This window comes from Microbulbifer sp. GL-2, from assembly GCF_007183175.1.
Classification (GTDB): domain Bacteria; phylum Pseudomonadota; class Gammaproteobacteria; order Pseudomonadales; family Cellvibrionaceae; genus Microbulbifer.
The window spans coordinates 4,788,853-4,809,327 of record NZ_AP019807.1; the positions used below are offsets into that span (position 1 = coordinate 4,788,853).

Consider the following 20,475-nt stretch of genomic DNA (forward strand, 5'->3'; position numbering starts at 1 on the left):
CCCATGCGTGATACGGCCTGGCAATATATTGCAACCTAGTTTAAGCACGATCGACTGGTGGCCCACGAATTCAGCACCATTCTCGAATTGTTATGGTTTTACACACCGCCAGATAGGGCTTGCCTTTTCGCGGCAAGCGTGGCCGCCAGTTAAGCGGGTAATGGTTTCGTATGAACAACTGAGTTGTTGTGAATGGCTCGTGCTGAATAGCTCTGGCCGCTGAGGATTTCGATCTGGTATCGTTCTTTCAGAGTCAGCTGGCTGATATGGGTTCCGATGGCGTTCCTGGCTTGATTGTGTGGAAGCTAACCAGCATACAACCAGCTGGCCCCCCTCGCTATCGCCAAGTGTGTCGATTGCTGTGGGAAAATAGGTTTCTCTTAATCTTTGGATGTCCAGAATTAGTAGAAATGTGATCTATGAACCGCTTTTGATTTACGTCATAAGCTATAGGTGTCCAGAATTGTGCTCTTGGCCGTAAGCGCCAAACTGTATCCAAGCACCTACCTTTCAGCAAGGCCCCTATCTCAGGCTGATAAACTGGAATGGTCGTTCATTCCTCACGCAAGAGCTAGAGGCCGTTGATGAGAATGGCCCCGCCCCTTAGGCATATTCAGTCCCTCACCTTCTGCTCCCTTTTGATCCGCAGATAAATTTCTTCACGGTGAATAGGCAGTGACTTGGGGGCACTTATGCCTATCTTCACTTGATTACCTTGAACCTCCAGCACTGTGACTGAGACATTGGATCCAATCCTTAAGTTTTCACCTGTCCGCCGCTTTAAAACCAGCATATTCATTTCCTTCTATAGACAAACTTTGAACACTTCCGGGGTGGGGATGCTTGGGTTTCAACGTTTGGAGGAAATAGGAGGAGGTGCACGAGGACGATAGGCAAAGAAGTAGAAAAGGCGGGCGCAACGCTCCCAGAGCTTGGGGATACGCTCCAAGCTACTGAATGTTCTCGACTTTATTGAAGACGAGCGGGTTTCTAGCGTATTATCCATATAGCCATTTTGATAGTCATGTTATCAATTTGGTTAGCTGGCCCCGGGTGTTCGCGCACCCTGGGTCAGCGCCTTTTACTTACTCTTACTTCACGCTACCGTTCTCCTTTGAGGGGATGGGTCTTTTAGAAAATTTGCGGTTCTCTTGAATCTCTGAAGCCTCTTTTAATCGGCTCACTCAATTACGACCAAAATACCGATAAATATCGGTCAATTTTACGCCGCTTTGACACTGAAACAAACTTAATAAAATCCAATAAGATCATTTTCGTGCCTATATTTTTTATATTTCAAGCTGGGTAAACTTTAGACAACTATTAACAATTGCAGTTTATGCTGGCCCTTTTTTGAAATGATTGAAGAGTAAAGGTCTCAATACCCTGACTGGAAAGTGATTTTTTAAGCAGGTTAAACACCCTCTTTTCCCTCTTTAATCGGTGACCACCTGGGGTTACATCAGCAAAAAGTCAGCTAATAGTCATTGGAACATCAAGTGTTTTCATTCCGATGAGCTTAAGTTCACTTCCAGCACTTTACTCCAAAAGAGCGAATTTTAATTGAAGTGAACTGTTATGAAATCATAAATCGAAACATACTGAAGACTCATATGCAAAACCTATCAAAATTCCTATTATTGAGCGCCACCCTATCATTCATTACGGCTGAAGCTAATACTACTGAAATCACCGCCATCAAACCAACCAGTAAAGTAGTGCTATTAGACGGCCATTGTGGCGGCGATGAATGGGAAGCAGCCACAAAGATCGACCTGCCAGCACAGGCTTCGATCAATCTAATACACGATAAAGACTCCTTTTACATTTGCGCTAAGGGCATAGAAGGGGATACCACGGTATTAGATCTTTACATAGAACATACGGAAACTGGGTATCTCCACAAGTTCCATCTCTCCGCTCAAATGGGAGAGCAAGTGCGCACAGACAAAGGATGGAGCAAATCTGGAACGTGGAAGCTAGAAGATTGGACTGGTTTCTGGGTGCCGTATTTTGGCAATGAAGATACCGAAGATGGAAAGCGCCCAAAATTCTTTAGAGGATTACACAGACAAGTTCAAATATTACGGAAAAAATTTCCAGGTAACACTTGGAATATCATGTTTGGCGTACATATTAAGCGGGATGGCAAGTGGACAGAATATCTTTATCCTGCAAAAGCGGTAGAAAACGATAACTCGACCTGGGCTAAGTTTTCATTCTCTGAGTAAACAGCTCTAAACACTATTATTGCGACTTAAATAAGAAAGGTTACCGACCTCTGGTTTATGCCATGCATCGGTGACTAATGCACCTTGGTTTCTGAGTTGGATACCGAGTACATCTTGCAGCTATCTCAGACTTGCAAGTTCGACCGTACCAGCTGATGCTAAGCTGAAGCGGTAGTCTGCAGAAACCTATGGAAACCTGTACCTGCCAGATGGCAGATGGCAGATGGCAGATGACAGATGGCAGATGGCAGATGGCAGATGGCAGATGGCAGATGGCAGATGGCAGATGGCAGATGGCAGATGGCAGATGGCAGATGGCAGATGAGAGTAAAGTGAGGGTGGCAAGGGTTCGGTTAAGTATGTCATATCCCAGGTGTCTTCTTAGGATACTCTGAACCTCCCCCCTCCCCTCGAGTGGTTGGCATCCCAGCAAAATACTGGCTCTATTTAAGTCGCAACTTTGAAGGTCATTTTATACACCTGGTAGGTTCAGCGGAGTTGATACGGTAGCCTTGTAAATAGCAGATCAAACGCTAGGAACATGTACTGCTGGTTTGCCAACATTTCTTAGCCCCATACCTTGTTAATCAGAAAAATTTTCGCGCATTAAGCCACTCTAAATATAATCACACCTATCCCAAATTCCTCTGCCACCCATCTGTGATACTCAAAATGATTTAAATGCCATTCTATCTCTTTCTTTAAAGGGGTTTACCATTCAGCGCAACGGCATAAAAGCCTTCACTTAGATTACAGATCCCTAAATTTTGTATTTTCAGAATTATCACAATTTTTAAGTGATATCTATCGTGCGACTTATTCAGAAAACAACTCACCCCTACCAGCTTACTTATTTTATTTACCCCTATCTCTTTTGACGCTGGATCACTCATAGCGCCAGCCTTCCGACTCAAAATTGATAAAATTATATTTGCAAAAAAAATGATTAATACATGATTTTTGCTTGCCGAGCAATTTAGATAGACGACTTTACTTTTGTCACAAGTCGATTAATTTAACATTTTTAGATTATCAAGTATGACTTACATAAATTTGATGTGAAATTATTACGATTAGTGTTTTTTCGTGCATACGATAGTACACGAAACAACGGCTATCCACAGACTTGACTGAAAGAATATCTTTAATTATTTGCATGGTATTTTAATAAATACCAACAGTCGCAAGATCTTCCAATTTTATACATTAGGAATGTTAGTTATTCCTAGAAATTCTCAGAGTAATTTTTGTTATAAAAACTGGCGCTGGTTATCCTCTAACTCACAATTATCGAGTTGTAAACATGTACTACAGTACTATATTATGCGCCCGCACAAGAATTAAGTGTGAAAACAAAAAATGGTCGTACCGCTACTTAACATCTATTAATTTAGAGGGATTAGATATGAACAGAACTCATATTTTTCTTGCACTGGCAGTACTCTCAGGGGCGTCGTATGCAGATCCTCTGTACAATTTTGTTGAAATAGGCCAAACAGCAAGTTTTATAAGCGGGCATAATGTTGCCAAGCAGCCGGTAGTGGACGAGACCGCTGTAAAGAAAGAATATACGTTAATAGAGCGCACCTCAGCTTTAAGTGCCATTGCAGTTACTCCTGACGGCAAGCAATATATTGCAGAAGTAGATGAAAAATCGCTTTCATTACTGGAGCAAGCGATAGCGATTTTTGAATCTCAAGGCTTGGATTCAAGTGTTTTTTCATCAAAAGGACAATTGCCCACCATGGTCGATAGTCAGGAGCGACTGCTACCCACAGTTGTAATAGGCGCTGACGACAGAGTTCAAATCACTAATACTGTGCAAAATCCCCACTGGTATAATGGCCGCATTGATGTGGGATGTACCGGTACATTGATTACAGCAAAGCATGTCTTAACGGCAGGGCACTGTGTTTCTGATGGCTCCGGCAACTGGTTCAGCTCTCTTGATTTTACCGTGGCCCAATCTGGCAGTTATAAACCCTGGGGCAGTGAAACCTGGAGCAATGCTGTGACTACCACTGCATGGCATAATAATGGAGACACTAACTATGACTATGCAATTATTGTATTAGCGGAACCACCTCACAATGGATATTCAGGGTGGGGGGTCTATTCGAGCGGAACCCATAGTGTTACTGGATACCCAGGAGATAAGCCATTTGCTACTATGTGGACTGACTCAGGTAGTACATCCTCAAGTACCTATAGAGTGTGTTATACATTAGATACAGCTGGTGGCCAAAGTGGCAGTGGAATTAAAGATACTAATAACACCGTTCGCGGAATCCACACCACTGGGTCGCCCTCACAGAACTGCGGAACACGTTTAACCAGCACCGTGTATACTACACTACAGGATTGGATTGCGACTTACCCATAAAGTAAAAATACCACACTCAAGTTCAGGAAAAGGCGCCCTTGGGCGCCTTTGTTAATAATATGAGAATGCTTATTCCTTTGATCTTTTTTCTAGGTGCATGCGGGATAATGGCCGATGACGAACCCGAATGGCAACGTGTGATGGTGAGAGGCAGCCTCAAGACACCAGATCCGGTATTGCGTGAAGTGCAACGCCTGGAACAATTGGGGCAGGTAAAAGATGTTGTTATTCTTGAGTCCTACCCATTGCAAATATGGTTTAGTGCCGATTTGGAGACAATTGAAAATCTGAAGTCTCTGTCAAAAAAAAGTAGCTCAGCACGTTGACTGTACCCTAATTTGTGTATTTCTCTGAAGTTTATTTTGAAAGTAAAAACCGCTCTGGTTGTGAGGTGGAAAACGTGGCTGATTCAGGGGGGCTTCTGCCAATACCTAATCAGCAGCGGTACCTCGTAGAATTCTCTACATTCTCATTCACTCAGAGGGGTAAATAGATTAAGAGTCGCACGCATAATCTTGCTGAGGCCTCCGCGTTGTCTATTACAGCCTATGCTGTAATGATTAATAACTCCCATAAAGCACCGAATATCTGTGCCGAACCGACAGAGAAGTGAACTTTTGAAGAGGTTATTACGCGCTGGCAGCGACCATTTAAAGTATCTGTACTGGCCCAGCATTATCTTCAAGGCATAACGGAATCAGACCTGCCCAATAGGGTTAACTGAGCGCATACGCCACTACAGCATGGCATGCATACCTATACCAATCTAAGATTGTATTGGCTTTCTTGTCATCTCAATTTGATATCCCCTTATAAAGGCTCAACGCTTTTATCTGAAAACACAGAATCCAGCTTCGCAAAGGAAGAATCTAATGTTCAATCGCTTGCTCGCACTCATCCTAAGCCTGGTTATTCTTGGCGGCTTATCTCATGTGTTGGCGCAGGAGAAGCCAAAGCCTTTTATCTTTACCGCCATCCCGGATCAGGATGTGACCCGCTTGCAAAAACGTTTTGGCAAGGTCGCGCAATACCTGTCAGATACGTTAGGCGTTGAGGTCAAATACATACCGGTGAAGTCATACAGCGATGCTGTTGAGGCATTTAAAAATAACAAAGTGCAACTAGCTTGGTTTGGTGGCCTCTCTGGGGTACAGGCACGCTCTGCCGAGCCTGGCGCAAAGGCTATTACCCAGGGAGAAGAAGACGCAGACTTCATCACCTACTTCATTGCCAACACAGGTACAGGGCTAAAACCCTCAAAAGACTTTCCTCACGGCATTGAAGGCATGACATTTACCTTTGGCTCAAAACATTCAACCTCCGGGCGCCTTATGCCGGAATACTTTATTCGCAAGACCTTAGGCAAGCCCCCCGTCGAAGTATTTCAGCGGGTGGGTTTCGGTGGAGATCATTCCAAAACTCTGGATCTTGTACAATCGGGAAAATATCAAATCGGTGCCATAAACTACAAGGTGTGGGAAAACGAACAGAAAGCCGGCAAGGTCGATGACAGCAAAGTACAAGTAATATGGAAGACCCCAGGCTATCCGAATTACAACTGGACCATTAGAGGCGATGTCAACAACACTTGGGGCGAGGGATTTACAGACAAAGTACAACAAGCGTTTTTGAATATGCGAGATCCTGAACTGCTTGCCACATTTCCCCGCAAAAGATTTATTAAGGCCGACAACGCCATGTACGAACCAATTCTGGAAACTGCTCGCGAGATTGGTATATTGCAACAATAGATGACATATCTGAATTCAGCTGTGGAATTATTAAACCGCTACTTCCTGGTTTTTGTTTTGGTGTGTTTTATTTCGTTCACACTCAGGTATAACCGATAATCATGCTGCTTCAGCTCGCCACAATATTCTGTACCACGGTTAGTTAGGATACGCAGTACCGGTAGATCATGCGAGGCGTAAAAGGGTAATACACGGTCATTAAGGAAGTCTGCTGTAGTGATTGGTGTTTTGGTAGTATACAGCTTGCAATGGGCCATCTTTGCATAGGTATCAGCTGCAGTAGTTCAGACTTGATTATTTTAGGTGTCCCTAACTTAAATAGAAACAGGACGCAATGCGTCCTGTTTCTTACATCTACAGATCTATGATCTCCCCTGCCAAGTTGCCGCTAAAGTAGATGACAACTCGTCTTTGGTTTCCTGAGTTATGACGTTGCCAGCCCCCGATGGAACAGTATAAGACGCCATAGCTGTAACAAGTTGCTCAAGCTTGTTATTAAGTAATACTGAATCGCCTACCTCAATTTCATCAAGCTGAGCGTCTGTATTACCATACCAGTTACTGACGGTGACCTGATCATCCGAGCCTTCAACATTGATTTTTAAGTCATCATTACTACGACTAAACCAAAGCTCTTCGATAGAAACACTGCTCCCAAAGTCCAGCACATCCGTATCCGTTGAAGGGCTATTTTCAGTGATTGTGTCTTGGCCATCACCTAAACTAAAGAAGTAACGGTCGCTACCAGCTCCACCATTCAGGATATCATCACCCTTGCCACCTGTTAACTGATCATTACGACTACTTCCCGTCAAAGTATCATTGCCATCACCACCAGTGTAGATATCAGTCAGTGGATCATGCATCTCTGTAGTGACTGTAGGCGCCGCGACACTAAACGTATGAAAAAGCTGAGCCGCAGTGATTTGTCCACCACTTTCAAATTCTAATCTTTCAATGGTGTTTGCAACAGCAAAGAAATTCTCAATAAGTACCTGATTTGTATCACCGGCAACATTGAGTATGAGGTCGTCCCCCGACTTGGTCAAACCAGTGGCGACATCATTAAAGCCGATACCATCAACAAAGCGGATAATATTGGTACCAGTAGTATCTATGACAGTGTCTTTGCCACTGTTAGCACCAATCAGATAGGTATCGTTTCCAGCGCCTCCATATAATTGGTCATCCCCCTCTTTACCATACAGAGTATCGTCGCCCTGCCCAGAGAGTAAAATATCAGCGGTACTATCACCTTCCATTGTATTGTTCAAACCATCTCCCAGAACTAGATTATTAGCTGGCGAACCAGTTGCGGTTGGTACTGCCAGCCCAAAGACATCGAACAATTGATCTGCGGTTAACTGGCCACCCGTTTCGAACTCCACTATTTCGATAGTATTGGCTAATGAGAAGAAATTACGAATAGTCACCTGATTACTACTACCGCCAATATGAAGTGTCAGATCGTCTCCAGATTTATAAAGACCGCTGGCCACATCATTGAAGGTAATGCCATCAACAAAGCGAATCCTATTTTGACCATCCACATCAACAATAATATCTTGACCGCTGGCAGCGCCAATGATGTACGTATCATTACCCACACCGCCTACTAGGCGGTCGTTACCGGCTAAGCCAGCTAAAGAATCACTTCCTTCTCCGCTGATTAAGACGTCATTTCCGGAGGTGCCGGTCAGATCATTATCTCCACTTAAATCAATACCAGTGCCACCGGAAGATCCTTCCTCCCCCTCTCCATTAGAGTTATCCCCACCCGAATTTCCACCTCCATTACCAGTGCCTGGAGAACCATCACCAGAAGGCAACGTGGTTAGTTGCGAGGCGATTGTAGAGGGTGTGAGCGTGAAGCCGCCATTCGGCTGCACCATTATCTCGTAGTCCCCACCGAGGAAATGGTTTTCTACCCGAACTTGTTGCTCAAAATCACCATCCACAAGCACAATCAAATCGTTACCATCTTGGTGATAACTAAGACGATCAGGAGCAACATCATTAAAGAACAAGACATCCTGGCCATCGCCATCGTCAAGGATAGTGTCTTTACCGTTACCGGAATAGTAGTAGTAGCGATCATTGCCATCACCACCTTCCAAACGGTCATCACCACCGTTACCCACTAGAATATCGTTACCACCTAGGCCTTGTATAAGGTCAGACCCTGAGGTACCTGATAACCACTCATCAGAGTCTGCTCCTATAATCACAGAGTCAAATTCACCATTACTTTGCCCCGCTGCAAGTTGGTTGATTTTGTCAGTAGCAATTTGGGAGTCGCCAGAAGGTTGTACCCAATCAATAGCGTATTCACCTCCTAAGAAGTGGTTTAAGACTCGGATTGCTTGCGATGATCCATCGTCAATCTGGATTAACAAATCATCGCCATCTTGGTTAAAAGTTATGCGATCTCTCGTTAAGGTACCACTGAACAAAATACCATTTACTCCACCGGCGCTAACATCCAGGGTATCGTGACCATGGTTATCTGAAACAACGATCATGTCATCGCCTGTACCTGCAATGAAATGGTCGTTACCCTCACCACCAGTTAGCTGGTCATCACCAGCACCGCCATCTAGCGTATCATTACCTGCGTCACCATTAATTAAGTCGCGGTCATTACCACCTTCTAGCTGATCATCACCAGCACCACCAGTTAATTTATCTTGTCCATCGCCGCCTTTTAGCGTGTCATTACCTTCCATACCTTGCAAGCTGTCGTTGCCTGCTTGGCCTTCCAGTGTATCGTTACCCACTCGACCAACGAGGTTATCGGCACCCTCACCACCTAATAAATGGTCATCTCCCTCATCACCATCAAGGTAGTCATCGCCAGCATCACCATAAATGGTGTCATTACCTTCACGACCCCACACTTCGTCATTGCCTTCACCTCCATGAATTTCATCATCATATTGACGATAGCCAGTTAAAATATCTTTACCTGAGGTTCCATGGGTTACAACAATATCTTCCACTTGCAAATCGGTTAATGTTGATCCGTCAAAGAACTGGAATTCATTAATCTTGAAATAATCAGCACGTGTATCAAATTCTACAAACCAATTTTGAATGGTAATTTGATCTGAACCATTGGTATGTTTAATCAGCATGTCATTCCCATGACGTTCAAATAATAAATCATTTGCGCTGATACCATCACCAAATATTAGAACATCATTAGATGGAGCAATATTACTAAATATCTCATCCGGTCTGGTTTCAATAATCAGATCTTTCCCATCTCCCAAATTAAATCGATATGTTTCTGATCCATTTGAACCATAAAGCGTATCATCACCTTTGCCGCCAGTCATATCGTTGGACCGAAAATCCCACACATCGGTAGTAGCAACCAATGTGTCATTACCATCACCACCGCTTAAGGTATCCTCCCCTAAACTTTGGAGATAATCATTGCCAGCACCGCCATTTAACTGGCCACTACCTTCAATGTAGTCATCTCCCGCATCGCCCGATAAAATACCGTTACCGTATAGCTCATCATTATCATCCCCACCATTCAATATATCGTTGCCGCTATTACCATACAGTCGGTCTTGACCAGCGCCACCATAAAGCACATCGTCTCCATTTCCTCCTTTTAGCGTATCGTCACCGGCTTCGCCGTAAAGTGTGTCCGATCCACTGTCACCAGATATGTCATCATTTCCTTCTGCACCATTGAGATAGTCATTGCCATTGCCGCCTATTAATACATCATCACCAAGGCCTGCATCCACTTGGTCATCTCCATCTGCTGCAGTAATTTGATCATCACCTGCGCCCGACTGAATTACATCATTTAAAGCATGGCCTTCAATTTCATCCCTTAAATCTGTTCCTGTTAAGACAAGCGATAGAATATCCGCATAGTAAAGTATTTCACCACTGGAAAATTCAATTGAATCAATGGCGGTTCCAGGAATCGAGCCATCTGAATTAAATTGCCCTTCGATTCTTAGCAAGACATTTTTCTGAGATTCAGGATGGTTAATTTGGCGTGCTGATTCTTCCTGCTTATTCAGGACAATCATTGCGTCACCAACTCTACGAAATATCAAATCTTCTTTGTTTAAGTCAGGCAGATAGAGTGAATCAGAACCCGAAGAGTCTGTAATTGAGTCATTACCCTCTCCATTCGAATACACAAATTGATCATCCCCCGCATCGCCTTTTAGAAGGTCATTTCCTTTGCCACCTGCTAGGACATCGTTTCCTAGACCACCATAAAGTGTATCATCACCATCCTCTCCATTTATCTGATCGTTACCGCTATTGCCTTTAACGATATCATTACCCGCGCCAGCACTAATGTTGTCATCAGAGTCATAGCCTATTAGCTCTTGATTTTCATTCGTGCCTGCTAGCACTCTGAGTTTAACTGAATCAATATCCCAAGTTGTACCATCTTCGAATTTCAATACATCGATCAATCGGGTTTGATCAGTCGCATCGGAAATGAAGAAGTCCTTAACCACCGTTAAACCAAGGGGGATCTGTACATTTAGGTCATTTCCGTTGCGAACTAATGCAACCATATCCGGTGCTACATCAGGTGCGAATTGAATAGTATCAATTGAGTTCTCACCGTCGTAATCTATATTCCAGATAGTATTAGTTCCTGCCACATTGGCAATAAGATATGTATCATTACCGTATCCGCCATAAGCAATATCATCACCCTCGCCAAGATTGAGGACGTCATCACCTTCGCCCGCATTTAGAATATCTTGCCCATCTCCACCGAGCAGCGTATCGTTTCCGGCTCCACCATCTATTGCGTCGTTCCCAGCACCACCATCAACATGGTCATCCCCAGCTTCACCTGCTAAGTTATCTTGACCAAGTCCACCCAGTAGAGTGTCACTTCCATCCCCTCCTAATATATGATCATTGCCATCCTGACCGTAGATTTGGTCATCACCGCCTTGGCCATAAGCAGAATCATCGCCACCTAAAAGATGAACAACGTCACTAGTATCCATTGCATGGATAACATCAGCATCTTCTGTACTCACCAATATTGCAGCCAGCACATCATCATAGGTAACAAATGAGCCATCATTTAACTCGATGGAAATTTGATACTGATCACCAGGGGCAAAATAATTATAGACTTGTAAACTACCATTTGAAGTGGGTAAGGAAATATTTAGATGATTACTTACCTTGCGAATTAGCAAGTCCGAACGTTCAATCCCAGCTCCTAATTTCAACACATTCGATTCATCACCACTCGCATAATCCTGAACGAAGTCGTGACCATCACCAACTGTATAAATATAGGTGTCGGAGCCTCTTCCACCTTTTAAAGTATCATCACCCTTTCCGCCAATAATAGTATCGGAGAATTGATTTCCATTTATCGTATCATTCCCACCATTACCAATGATTGTATTATCTGTATAAAGGCCTGTTAAAGAGTCACTATTCTCAGTGCCTATCAACGTTAATTGGGCAAGTTGAACACTAGATAATTGCGAACCATCAAAAAGGGTAAGAGACCAGTTTTGAGAATAAGTATTACCTTTAAAGAATTCCGATAGAGTAATTTGATCGCTTGAATTTCCGACGAAATCTAGAATAAGGTCATTACCGCTTCGACTGCCTACTAAGTCAGTAGCAGTGATACCTTCACCCAATTCAACGATGTTATTACCGTCACCGTCTGAAAGAGCATCAATGCCATCACCAAGATTAAACTTAAATCGGTCGTTACCTTCATTCCCCCTTAGGATATCATTCCCGGTACCACCAATCAGTACATCATCACCATCACCGCCAAATAAAAAGTCATGACCATCACCACCAACTATTGTATCATCTCCCTCATCACCATAGATTCGGTCATTGCCAGCACCACCTGAAAGGTTATCGTCACCACCTTTGCCAAATAGAGCATCATCTCCACCTAGTGTATTAATGGAGTCGTTATTTAATGTGGCGTGATAAACGTCTGAATTTTCAGTAATGTCTTGGTTTACTGAATTAAAGGTATCGACTCGAATATCAATTTTTGAACCATCGTCAAGTACAAGCTCTTGAACGTGATGGTTGTTAACACCTTCATTCGTAAATTGTCCTTCGACTCTAATACTGCCACCCGTATTTTGGAATCGAATTAGGAGATCATCCCCCTGCCTATTGAGTATTAGCTCAGACTCTGTTATGCCGTGAATTAAGATAGAATCCGCTGCATTGTCCGAGCTATCGTTATAAATTGAGTCATTACCATCCCCAATGCTATAAACATACTGATCCTTACCCAGACCACCCTTTAATCGATCATCGCCTAAGCCACCAAGAATTGTATCGTCCCCGGCACCGGCTTCAATCTCGTCATCACCCATTAAGCCGTTCAGCCAATCATTTTCTGATGTCCCAACCACTTGATCATCATACATTGTTGCACCAGCAACAAAATTGAGTAACCGTTCGGCTGATAATCTCAATTTTGCTTCTAGATCTTGATCTATCTGTCCAATGTATCCTTCAAACAGAGTATCAATAATATCTATTCCGATATAATCTCTAACCTGTTGTTTAAATGCCGTAATTGATTGGCCTTCATTGTTACTGAATGAAGTTCCTTCATAGGGACTTAAACCATCGATCATCAGATACAGTTCGGCTAGGAGATCTTGACTGTCGGCTTCGGTGAAGTCACCTAGGTCATAGAGCAGTTTCTCTGTTAACACATCAAAGTTAATTGTCGTTTCACCTTGGTCATCCGATGTGTACACAATGGTGTCGTAGTATTCCTTTAGGTGTGTCTGCCCCACTAGTTGGCTGTATATGGTACTGGAGAACTGCTGGAATAAGCGCTCATACAGTTCGGTATATTGCCATCCACCACCGCGAGGATCTGGCAGTTCATATCCATAAAATGCTTCCAGTGTGTGAATCTTTCTCCTATCAATTAAAGATTGATAGTGTTGCTCATACTCACCTGTTTCACCTACCCATTGGAACAAAATAGACTCTAGAAGAGTACTTCGTTCATCTACGCTATTGGCCTGTGAAAATTGTTCCACAAGGGCTTTTAGCTGACCACTTTCATCATTGGCCATAGCAATGTGTAATGATGCAACATTACCCGATCCAGAAATACCAGGTAGTTCCGCAATATCATCAGGAATGCTTGTGGAATCAGTATTGCCATTATCCTGAGTATTTGTGTCAAACCAGACATCCGTCATTTCACGCTCAACACCATTCCCTAACTTATAACTACCAATTTGTGCGTGCGCATTACCAAATACATCAGTACTGTTCGAGTCTCTGTAAGCCAACCCAAGTTCTGCAATATTTAGTTCTTGTAGTGATTTTAGTTCACCCGAATCTACAACTCCGTTGGAGTTAACATCCTGCCAAACTCTCAGATCATTGAAATTATCATCAGAACTACTGATTATTCCATCTAAATTGCTGTCGAGTTCTGCCAATGCAACAAAACCATTTTCGGCATTATTTCCCGCCCTAAGTGCCGTATTGTTACCAAATAACTCCGAGCCATTATCAATTAAACCATTATTATTTTTATCGAATACTAGAAGTCCATCATCTTTAGCGACCCAACCAGTTAGCTCACTAAAACCGGAATTATCTAAATCAAAGTGCACGTTTTGATCTTGACCGATAGTTTCAATACCATCACCATCTAGGTCAAGTATTAAGGGGCTCGCTGGAGTTGGTGGAGGGTTGGGCAAAGGTGGTGGTTTTGGTTTACTTTTTTCAATCAGTCGGATACCTAAATCACCGTCCGAGTAACCTTCAACAGTTACTTCTCCGTTAATTGACAGCGTTGACCCACTTAAAGAGTATTGTAGCGTTTCACCGGTCCACCGATTGTGAGATTCAAATACACCACTGCCATACTCTGTCTCATACGCAGAACTTAAGCGCCACCATAAACCACCTGCATATCCCGGGAGATCCCCCTGGGCACTTGACTGAAAGTAAATAGTTCCACGACCATCTAAATCATTAATGACATCCAAAGTGTCAACAAAATAGAAGTCATATCCATTACCGCCTTCTAAACGATCCGAAACAAAATCATCTTGTAACCAGTAAATATCGTTAAGCTTGTCATAGTAAGCTCCACCTCCCAATGCATCGCGGCCTACATCACCACGAATCGTGTCAGAGCCTTTGCCCCCGGCTAGGATATCACTGCCGCCACCTCCAAGCACTTCGTCATCACCGTCACCGCCCATCATTCTATCATCGCCTTCGTTGCCAGATAGAATATCGTTACCATCACCACCATTTAAGCGATCATTTCCATCGCCAGCGGTTAATATATCGGCGCCTTCGTCACCATATAGATCATCATTACCATTACCCCCTAATATTAAATCATCTCCACTTCCTCCGTAGAGGGTATCATCCCCCTCACCGCCCCTAATCTCATCATTTTCTTCATCGCCTTTAATTGTGTCATTGCCATCATCACCGTACAAGGTATCTTCACCCTGACCTCCCTCAATAACATCTTCTCCATTGCCACCTTCAATAGTATCCTTGCCTTCACCACCTAATACGGTATCATCATCATCACCGGCTTCAATCTGATCGTTCCCTTCATCTCCCTCAATGGTGTCTTCACCTTTACCACCATAAATTATATCGTCACCACCCTTTCCTTTTATTTCATCATTTCCATCTTCACCGCTTAATGTATCCTTACCGGTTCCTCCATCCATTTTATCGTCATATGTAGTGCCTGTAATCGTATCATCTCCAGCTCCACCAAAGTAGGAGATACCATTTTGCACCTTATCTTTTAATTGGCGATGATCACTCAAATCTACGCCCGTTACAGTTTCATAACCCGATAACTCATCGTTTCCGTCTGAGCCATATAATAGTGGCTTGTCGCCATCTAAAAATTGAGTTACACCATTCGCAAACAGTCTATCTGTTAGCGTTTCCATTTTTCCATATAAGGATGCTAACAATAGTGGACTTGGAAGAATAGCATTTGCAGTATCGTTTTGATAATCACTGTATGTATATGTTGTGGTTGTACGTGAACCTGTAAATCCAATTTCTACTTGATGACCAATACCACTAGGATCCACTGTCTTCTCTAAAAATGGATTACCCAGGATGGCTGTAAGGTCATCCGAACCAAAATCAAAGTTTTCTGTTCCAGTATTGCTGAACGGGATGACAGCAAAATTCTCGATATAACGATTCCCATTGGCATCGATTACAAATGTTGCGTTGTCATCAATTTCAAATGCAACAGTATTCCATACATAAACCCGGTCTTCGTAGTCCCCTGCACCATCATCATATGCCCATTGTTGCTGTTTGATTATGGCCTCAGAGGTTCCTATCATGTCTCGGAACGTCTTATCGTTCTCTTTATATCTGCCCGGTGGCAAACCTGATGTTGTTGGTGAAAAAAAAAGTTTAACTATTTCAAAAAAAGCGGGTGAAGCGAACCGCCCTGGACCAGAATCCATATAATCATTTATATTAACTGAATGCTGTGTTGGACCTGCACCCGATGTGCGAGTATAAGAATCATTTGCCAAGTCACTTGGTGTATTAGTGGTACCATATAGGTAAAGATTGGTAACTTCTTCCGAGCTAAGTACAGTCATGATTTTAAATCCTTGTATAATGAATAGTCTAAATGCCCGACCAAGGCGTTCCACAGTTCGTTAAGGCCACGAAAGACTCTGTTTCACTAACGATCAAGTCATTATTTTTATCTCGATACCTAACCAGGTATGGAATATGAACAAATGTGTTAAAACGTCCTATTAGTTTTTCATGCCAGTGCGGCTTATATCCCTGCTTTCCTGTATCTGACAAAGAACAGCAATTCATATTTATTGATTGAAACTGCTCAATAGATTTATAATAAACAGGGTCAGGGGGGCGATTTCTTTTAACTATTGTATTGGGTTTGTTTTTCCACTCATAGTAATCAATTATTGGTGGGTAAGTATTTATTATATATTGAATCCCTTTCTTAATTTTTTGATCTTCTGTCATATAACTATCGGTCTCTGAGCAATAACCCAAATAGTTTTTCACTGAGAAATTTAATAGAAGTATTATTGAAGCGACAATTACAGATACAACGAACACACATAAAAATCTTGTTAAAATCAATTCCAACTCCAACTCTAGTTACATCCCAAGGAGATTTCTCAGTTAAGATTTTGGCAACCTATTATTTTGATAATCAGTATCTAAGACATCCATCCAGGAATATTCTCAATTGACATTAGATTATTTTTGATTCATTTTGCCTTCCAAGTTTTTCTAGCCTGGATTGATATTAAAAATAAATAGCGTTTAAACCCCCTTCACTAGACAATTTATTATTATTTTATTACAACCTAGAATTTTTAATTTTACAGGTTTCGTGAAACTTTCAATCACCGCCCCCAAAATGCTATCTTTCTCGAATACTTTCGCTCTTGGCTTTTAACAAAGGCGCCAGGAAAAACTCTATTATCCTACGATTTCCAGTTTTCATTTCTGCTGTAACAGCCATGCCGGGCATCAACTTGACCTCTCTGCCATTTACAACAATGGTATTTTTCTCCATCAACACCCGCATGCTATAAATAAGACCTCGTTTTTCATCGACAATAGCATCGTCAGATATGGTCATTACTTGACCATCTATTACGCCGTACTTAGTAAATGGAAAGGTATGAATCTTTATTTCTGACTTTATACCTTCTTCAACAAAGCCAATGTCTTTGTTTTCCAAAAAAACTTCGACTTCTAATTGCTCTTCCTCTGGCACTAACAGCATGAGTTGTTGAGCTTCAGTGACAACGCCACCAACAGTAGCAATCGCTAATTCTTGGATCTGTCCCGATACTGGCGCATAGAGAATTTGCCTATTATCCAGATCAGAGGCTTTGGTTAGCTCTTCCTGTAATACGGCAATCTCTCTATTAGCCGCCATGATCTCTGCCAGCTGCTCTTTACGTGTTTGAGCTTCAAGTACATTAATTTGCTGTTTAATTTCTTCTGCAGCAGCAATATATTTCTGGTGGCGTTTTTTTTCTGAAGCTAAATCTTGAACCAGAAGAATAAACTCCTGCTCTACTTCCAGCAACTCATTTTCCGATACATAATTTTTACTCTGCAAAGCTTGCATAGAGTCTCTGCGCTTAGTAATGATCGGTAAAGTTTGCTGCAATTTTTTGATTTGCTCCTGACTCACCCCTTGTTCAGACTGTGTGCGCCTTAAAGAGCTTTGTAAGCCTTTACGTTGGCTTTCGTATTGCTCCCACCGTTGCCAGAGAAGTCTTTTGTTAAGCTCAATATCATACTCATTTGCCTCAGCAGGCGGCTCTAGTAAGGTAGGTGATGACCTTAGGTCATGATTACTAGTGGTAATAGATGTATTAAGTAGATACAGAAAAGTTTTACTTACAGATTTTCTAAACTGCACACTACTTAGCTCTCCAGCAAGGCGCGATCTATCAGCACCAGTAACAGTGCTATCTAGCTCAATAAGAGGCTGGCCTTTTTCAACTCGCTGACCTTCAGTTACATGTATGGCTTTAATCACACCTTTTTCCAGTGGCTGAATCTGCTTTACCCGAGAACTAGGGATAATTTTACCTTCTGCAGATGCTACTATATTGATCTCGCCAACACACGCCCAAGCAATACCTATCACAAGAAGCAGCATAAGAGATCGCCCCAGCCATTTAGCTAGTGGATTTGGTGGAGATTCCTGAATTTCTAATGCTGGTGGCAAGAATGCTGCCAGCTCTTGAGTTTTATGCTGATCGCCTAATTTATCTCGATTCAACCAAGCATCTTTTAATACACTCCATGCATTCATTAAATTTCCTCCTCAAGAACAAGTGGAAATTTGGGACGCTCTAAAGGTATTCGCCCTGTTGATTCAAACTTTCCTGTAACTGGCTTAAGATTGGGAGTATGGTTTTGGTAGCTATAGAGTTTGGCATAATAACCATTCTGCTCAATCAGATGATCATGATTCCCTTGCTCTACAGTCCGGCCTTTATCCATAACAATAATACGGTCACACTGCCTAACAGTACTTAGCCGATGGGCGATAACAAACACGGTACGATCTTTACAAATGGCTGCCATATTGTCTTGTACAATACGTTCTGACTCGTAATCCAAAGCACTAGTGGCTTCATCAAAAATCAAAATACGTGGATTGCCTATTAGGGCTCTGGCAATAGCCAGACGTTGGCGCTGACCTCCAGATAAGTTACTGCCCTGCTCACCCACCATATTGTCATAACCTTCCGGCAGATCAACAATGAAGTCATGAGCACCTGCCATTTTGGCAGCAGCAATAATACGCTCCATAGGGATAGAGGGGTCAGCCAAAGCAATATTTTCGCGAATGGTACGATTAAATAGGAAGTTTTCTTGCAGCACGACACCTACTTGCTTGCGCAACCAAGCTGTGTCGACCATGGACAGATCAACTCCATCTAGTAAAACACGACCCGACTCGGGGATATACAAGCGTTGTATCAGCTTAGTGATAGTACTCTTACCTGAACCTGAGCGACCAACAATACCGATCACTTCGCCGGGCTTTATCTGCAGGTTAATATCATCAAGAATCACTGGCCCATCAGAACGATAACGGAACTTTACATGTTCTAACGAGACAGTACCTTTGAGAGAAGGTAAACGCGACCGGTTAGGGTTAAAGCCTGGCTCTTTAGGCGTGTTAAGAATATCTCCTAGGCGAGCAATAGATATACCGGCTTGCTGAAAGTCTTGCCACAACTGAACTAATTTCAGAATGGGACCACTAACCCGGCCAGCCAGCATATTAAAAGCGACGAGCTGTCCTACAGTGATGCCACCATCAATCACCAAATGTGCACCGATCCAGATAATGCCGAGAGTCATCAGCTTATTTATCAGCCCCGCTACCTGTCCTGCTACATTGCTAAGATTCTGACTTCGAAAAGAAGCATGCACGTAGCTGGAAAGATGGTCCTCCAGCTTACGTCGCATCTGTGGCTCAACTGCAACAGATTTAACCGTCCCAATACCTGTGATTGATTCAGTTAAAAACGCAGTATTGGCAGCACCATGTTTAAATTTTTCATCTAACCTACGACGTAGAATCGGGGTAATAAATATTGACAACAACACGTAAAATGGAATGGTGGCTAACACTACCCATGTTAATGTCGAACTGTAGTACCACATCACCGCCAGGAAAACGAACACAAAAAATAGATCTATCACCAGAGTGAGGGCCGTACCGGTGATAAAATTACGAATGGTATCCAGCTCACGGACACGGGCTACGTTCTGGCCTACCTGACGAGATTCAAAGTAAGCTAGCGGTAAGCTCATCAAGTGATTATAGAGACGTGAACCCAGCTCTACATCCACTCTATTGGTAGTATGACTAAAAATATAATTGCGGATACCACCCAACAAAGCTTCAAACACCACAACCACAGCGAACCCTACCGCCAAAACATCCAGTGTGGTGAACCCTCTGTGCACTAAGACTTTATCCATCACCACCTGAAAGAACAATGGTGTCACTAAGGCGAATAATTGAAGGAAGAAGGAGGCAATCAGCACTTCAGCAAATAGCTTACGATACTTGACAAGTGATGGTATAAACCAAGAGATATCGAACCTTTGCTGCAAGCTTTCGGCCAAGGTATGACGTCGTGTTACCGCAATTAGCTCTCCAGACCAGAGGGACGCAAATTCACGTGCGCCAATAGATCGCGGAGCATCTTCCCTTAAATCATGAATCAGCAGGCTAGCACCCGGCTCGTCTCCGGTTCGACTCTTAGAAGAGACAGCTAGATCGTCGCCAGAGGAACGCGCAACGATAAAATAACTTCCATCTTGGGCTTTGGCAATGGCAGGTAATAGGCTGTTTTTTATATCCGCCAGAGAAAGGGTAAGCCGTTTGGCTTTTAGCGTTAAAGACTTAGCTGCTAATAATATCTCGGTATCGGAGAATTTTTTCCCCGACTTAACAAATTCATGCTTCAACTGATCGGGTTCAGCGGGCAGCTGGTGAAAACGCGCAATTGCAACTAAGCAATTTAAGCCTGTATCCATA

9 protein-coding genes and 1 pseudogene are annotated in these 20,475 nt (G+C 42.9%); 4 read left to right on the forward strand and 6 right to left on the reverse strand.

What is annotated here, in order from left to right; genetic code table 11:
* Positions 1-613: 613 nt before the first annotated feature.
* Entirely contained in the window at positions 614-793 is a 180-nt protein-coding gene (csrA, locus tag GL2_RS20645; RefSeq protein ID WP_143732606.1) for a carbon storage regulator CsrA, read from the reverse strand.
* A gap of 820 nt (positions 794-1,613) precedes the next feature.
* On the opposite strand from csrA, the gene GL2_RS20650 reads away from it, so the two are divergent.
* From GL2_RS20650 to GL2_RS20665, 4 genes are all read left to right on the forward strand, one after another.
* Positions 1,614-2,231, forward strand: coding sequence for a hypothetical protein (locus GL2_RS20650; RefSeq protein WP_197736490.1), 618 nt, complete (start codon positions 1,614-1,616; stop codon positions 2,229-2,231).
* A 1,303-nt stretch (positions 2,232-3,534) separates the two neighbouring features.
* Positions 3,535-4,614 carry a serine protease gene (locus GL2_RS20655; RefSeq protein ID WP_232053699.1) on the forward strand — a complete coding sequence of 360 codons (1,080 nt, stop codon included), beginning with the start codon at positions 3,535-3,537 and terminating at the stop codon, positions 4,612-4,614.
* Positions 4,615-4,721: 107 nt separating this feature from the next.
* Complete coding sequence (locus GL2_RS20660; protein ID WP_143732608.1) at positions 4,722-4,940, forward strand: hypothetical protein; 219 nt, start codon at positions 4,722-4,724, stop codon at positions 4,938-4,940.
* Positions 4,941-5,486: 546 nt separating this feature from the next.
* Entirely contained in the window at positions 5,487-6,365 is an 879-nt protein-coding gene (locus GL2_RS20665; protein WP_143732609.1) for a putative selenate ABC transporter substrate-binding protein, read from the forward strand.
* Positions 6,366-6,415: 50 nt separating this feature from the next.
* Here GL2_RS20665 and GL2_RS20670 read toward each other — a convergent pair.
* The 5 genes and pseudogenes from GL2_RS20670 to GL2_RS20690 all read right to left on the reverse strand — a co-directional run.
* Positions 6,416-6,646, reverse strand: a pseudogene (locus GL2_RS20670) (IS481 family transposase); the annotation flags it as partial.
* A gap of 81 nt (positions 6,647-6,727) precedes the next feature.
* Positions 6,728-16,006 (reverse strand): calcium-binding protein, encoded by a 9,279-nt coding sequence (locus GL2_RS20675; RefSeq protein ID WP_143732610.1) that lies wholly within the window; start codon positions 16,004-16,006, stop codon positions 6,728-6,730.
* Positions 16,007-16,034: 28 nt separating this feature from the next.
* Positions 16,035-16,403: a hypothetical protein gene (locus tag GL2_RS20680; RefSeq protein ID WP_143732611.1), complete on the reverse strand. Its 369-nt coding sequence runs from the start codon at positions 16,401-16,403 to the stop codon at positions 16,035-16,037.
* 406 nt (positions 16,404-16,809) lie between these two features.
* Positions 16,810-18,225, reverse strand: coding sequence for an HlyD family type I secretion periplasmic adaptor subunit (locus GL2_RS20685; RefSeq protein ID WP_143732612.1), 1,416 nt, complete (start codon positions 18,223-18,225; stop codon positions 16,810-16,812).
* Positions 18,225-20,474: a type I secretion system permease/ATPase gene (locus GL2_RS20690; protein ID WP_143732613.1), complete on the reverse strand. Its 2,250-nt coding sequence runs from the start codon at positions 20,472-20,474 to the stop codon at positions 18,225-18,227. Before GL2_RS20690 ends, GL2_RS20685 begins: the two co-directional genes overlap by 1 nt.
* Between the last annotated feature and the right edge of the window lies 1 nt (position 20,475).

Coding starts and splice junctions, on each gene's coding strand:
- GL2_RS20650 (WP_197736490.1), top strand. CDS start 1,614: ATGCAAAACCTATCAAAATTCCTATTATTGAGCGCCACCCTATCATTC.
- GL2_RS20655 (WP_232053699.1), top strand. CDS start 3,535: ATGTACTACAGTACTATATTATGCGCCCGCACAAGAATTAAGTGTGAA.
- GL2_RS20685 (WP_143732612.1), bottom strand. CDS start 18,225: ATGAATGCATGGAGTGTATTAAAAGATGCTTGGTTGAATCGAGATAAA.
- GL2_RS20660 (WP_143732608.1), top strand. CDS start 4,722: ATGGCCGATGACGAACCCGAATGGCAACGTGTGATGGTGAGAGGCAGC.
- GL2_RS20680 (WP_143732611.1), bottom strand. CDS start 16,403: ATGACAGAAGATCAAAAAATTAAGAAAGGGATTCAATATATAATAAAT.
- GL2_RS20690 (WP_143732613.1), bottom strand. CDS start 20,474: ATGGATACAGGCTTAAATTGCTTAGTTGCAATTGCGCGTTTTCACCAG.
- GL2_RS20665 (WP_143732609.1), top strand. CDS start 5,487: ATGTTCAATCGCTTGCTCGCACTCATCCTAAGCCTGGTTATTCTTGGC.
- GL2_RS20675 (WP_143732610.1), bottom strand. CDS start 16,006: ATGACTGTACTTAGCTCGGAAGAAGTTACCAATCTTTACCTATATGGT.
- csrA (WP_143732606.1), bottom strand. CDS start 793: ATGCTGGTTTTAAAGCGGCGGACAGGTGAAAACTTAAGGATTGGATCC.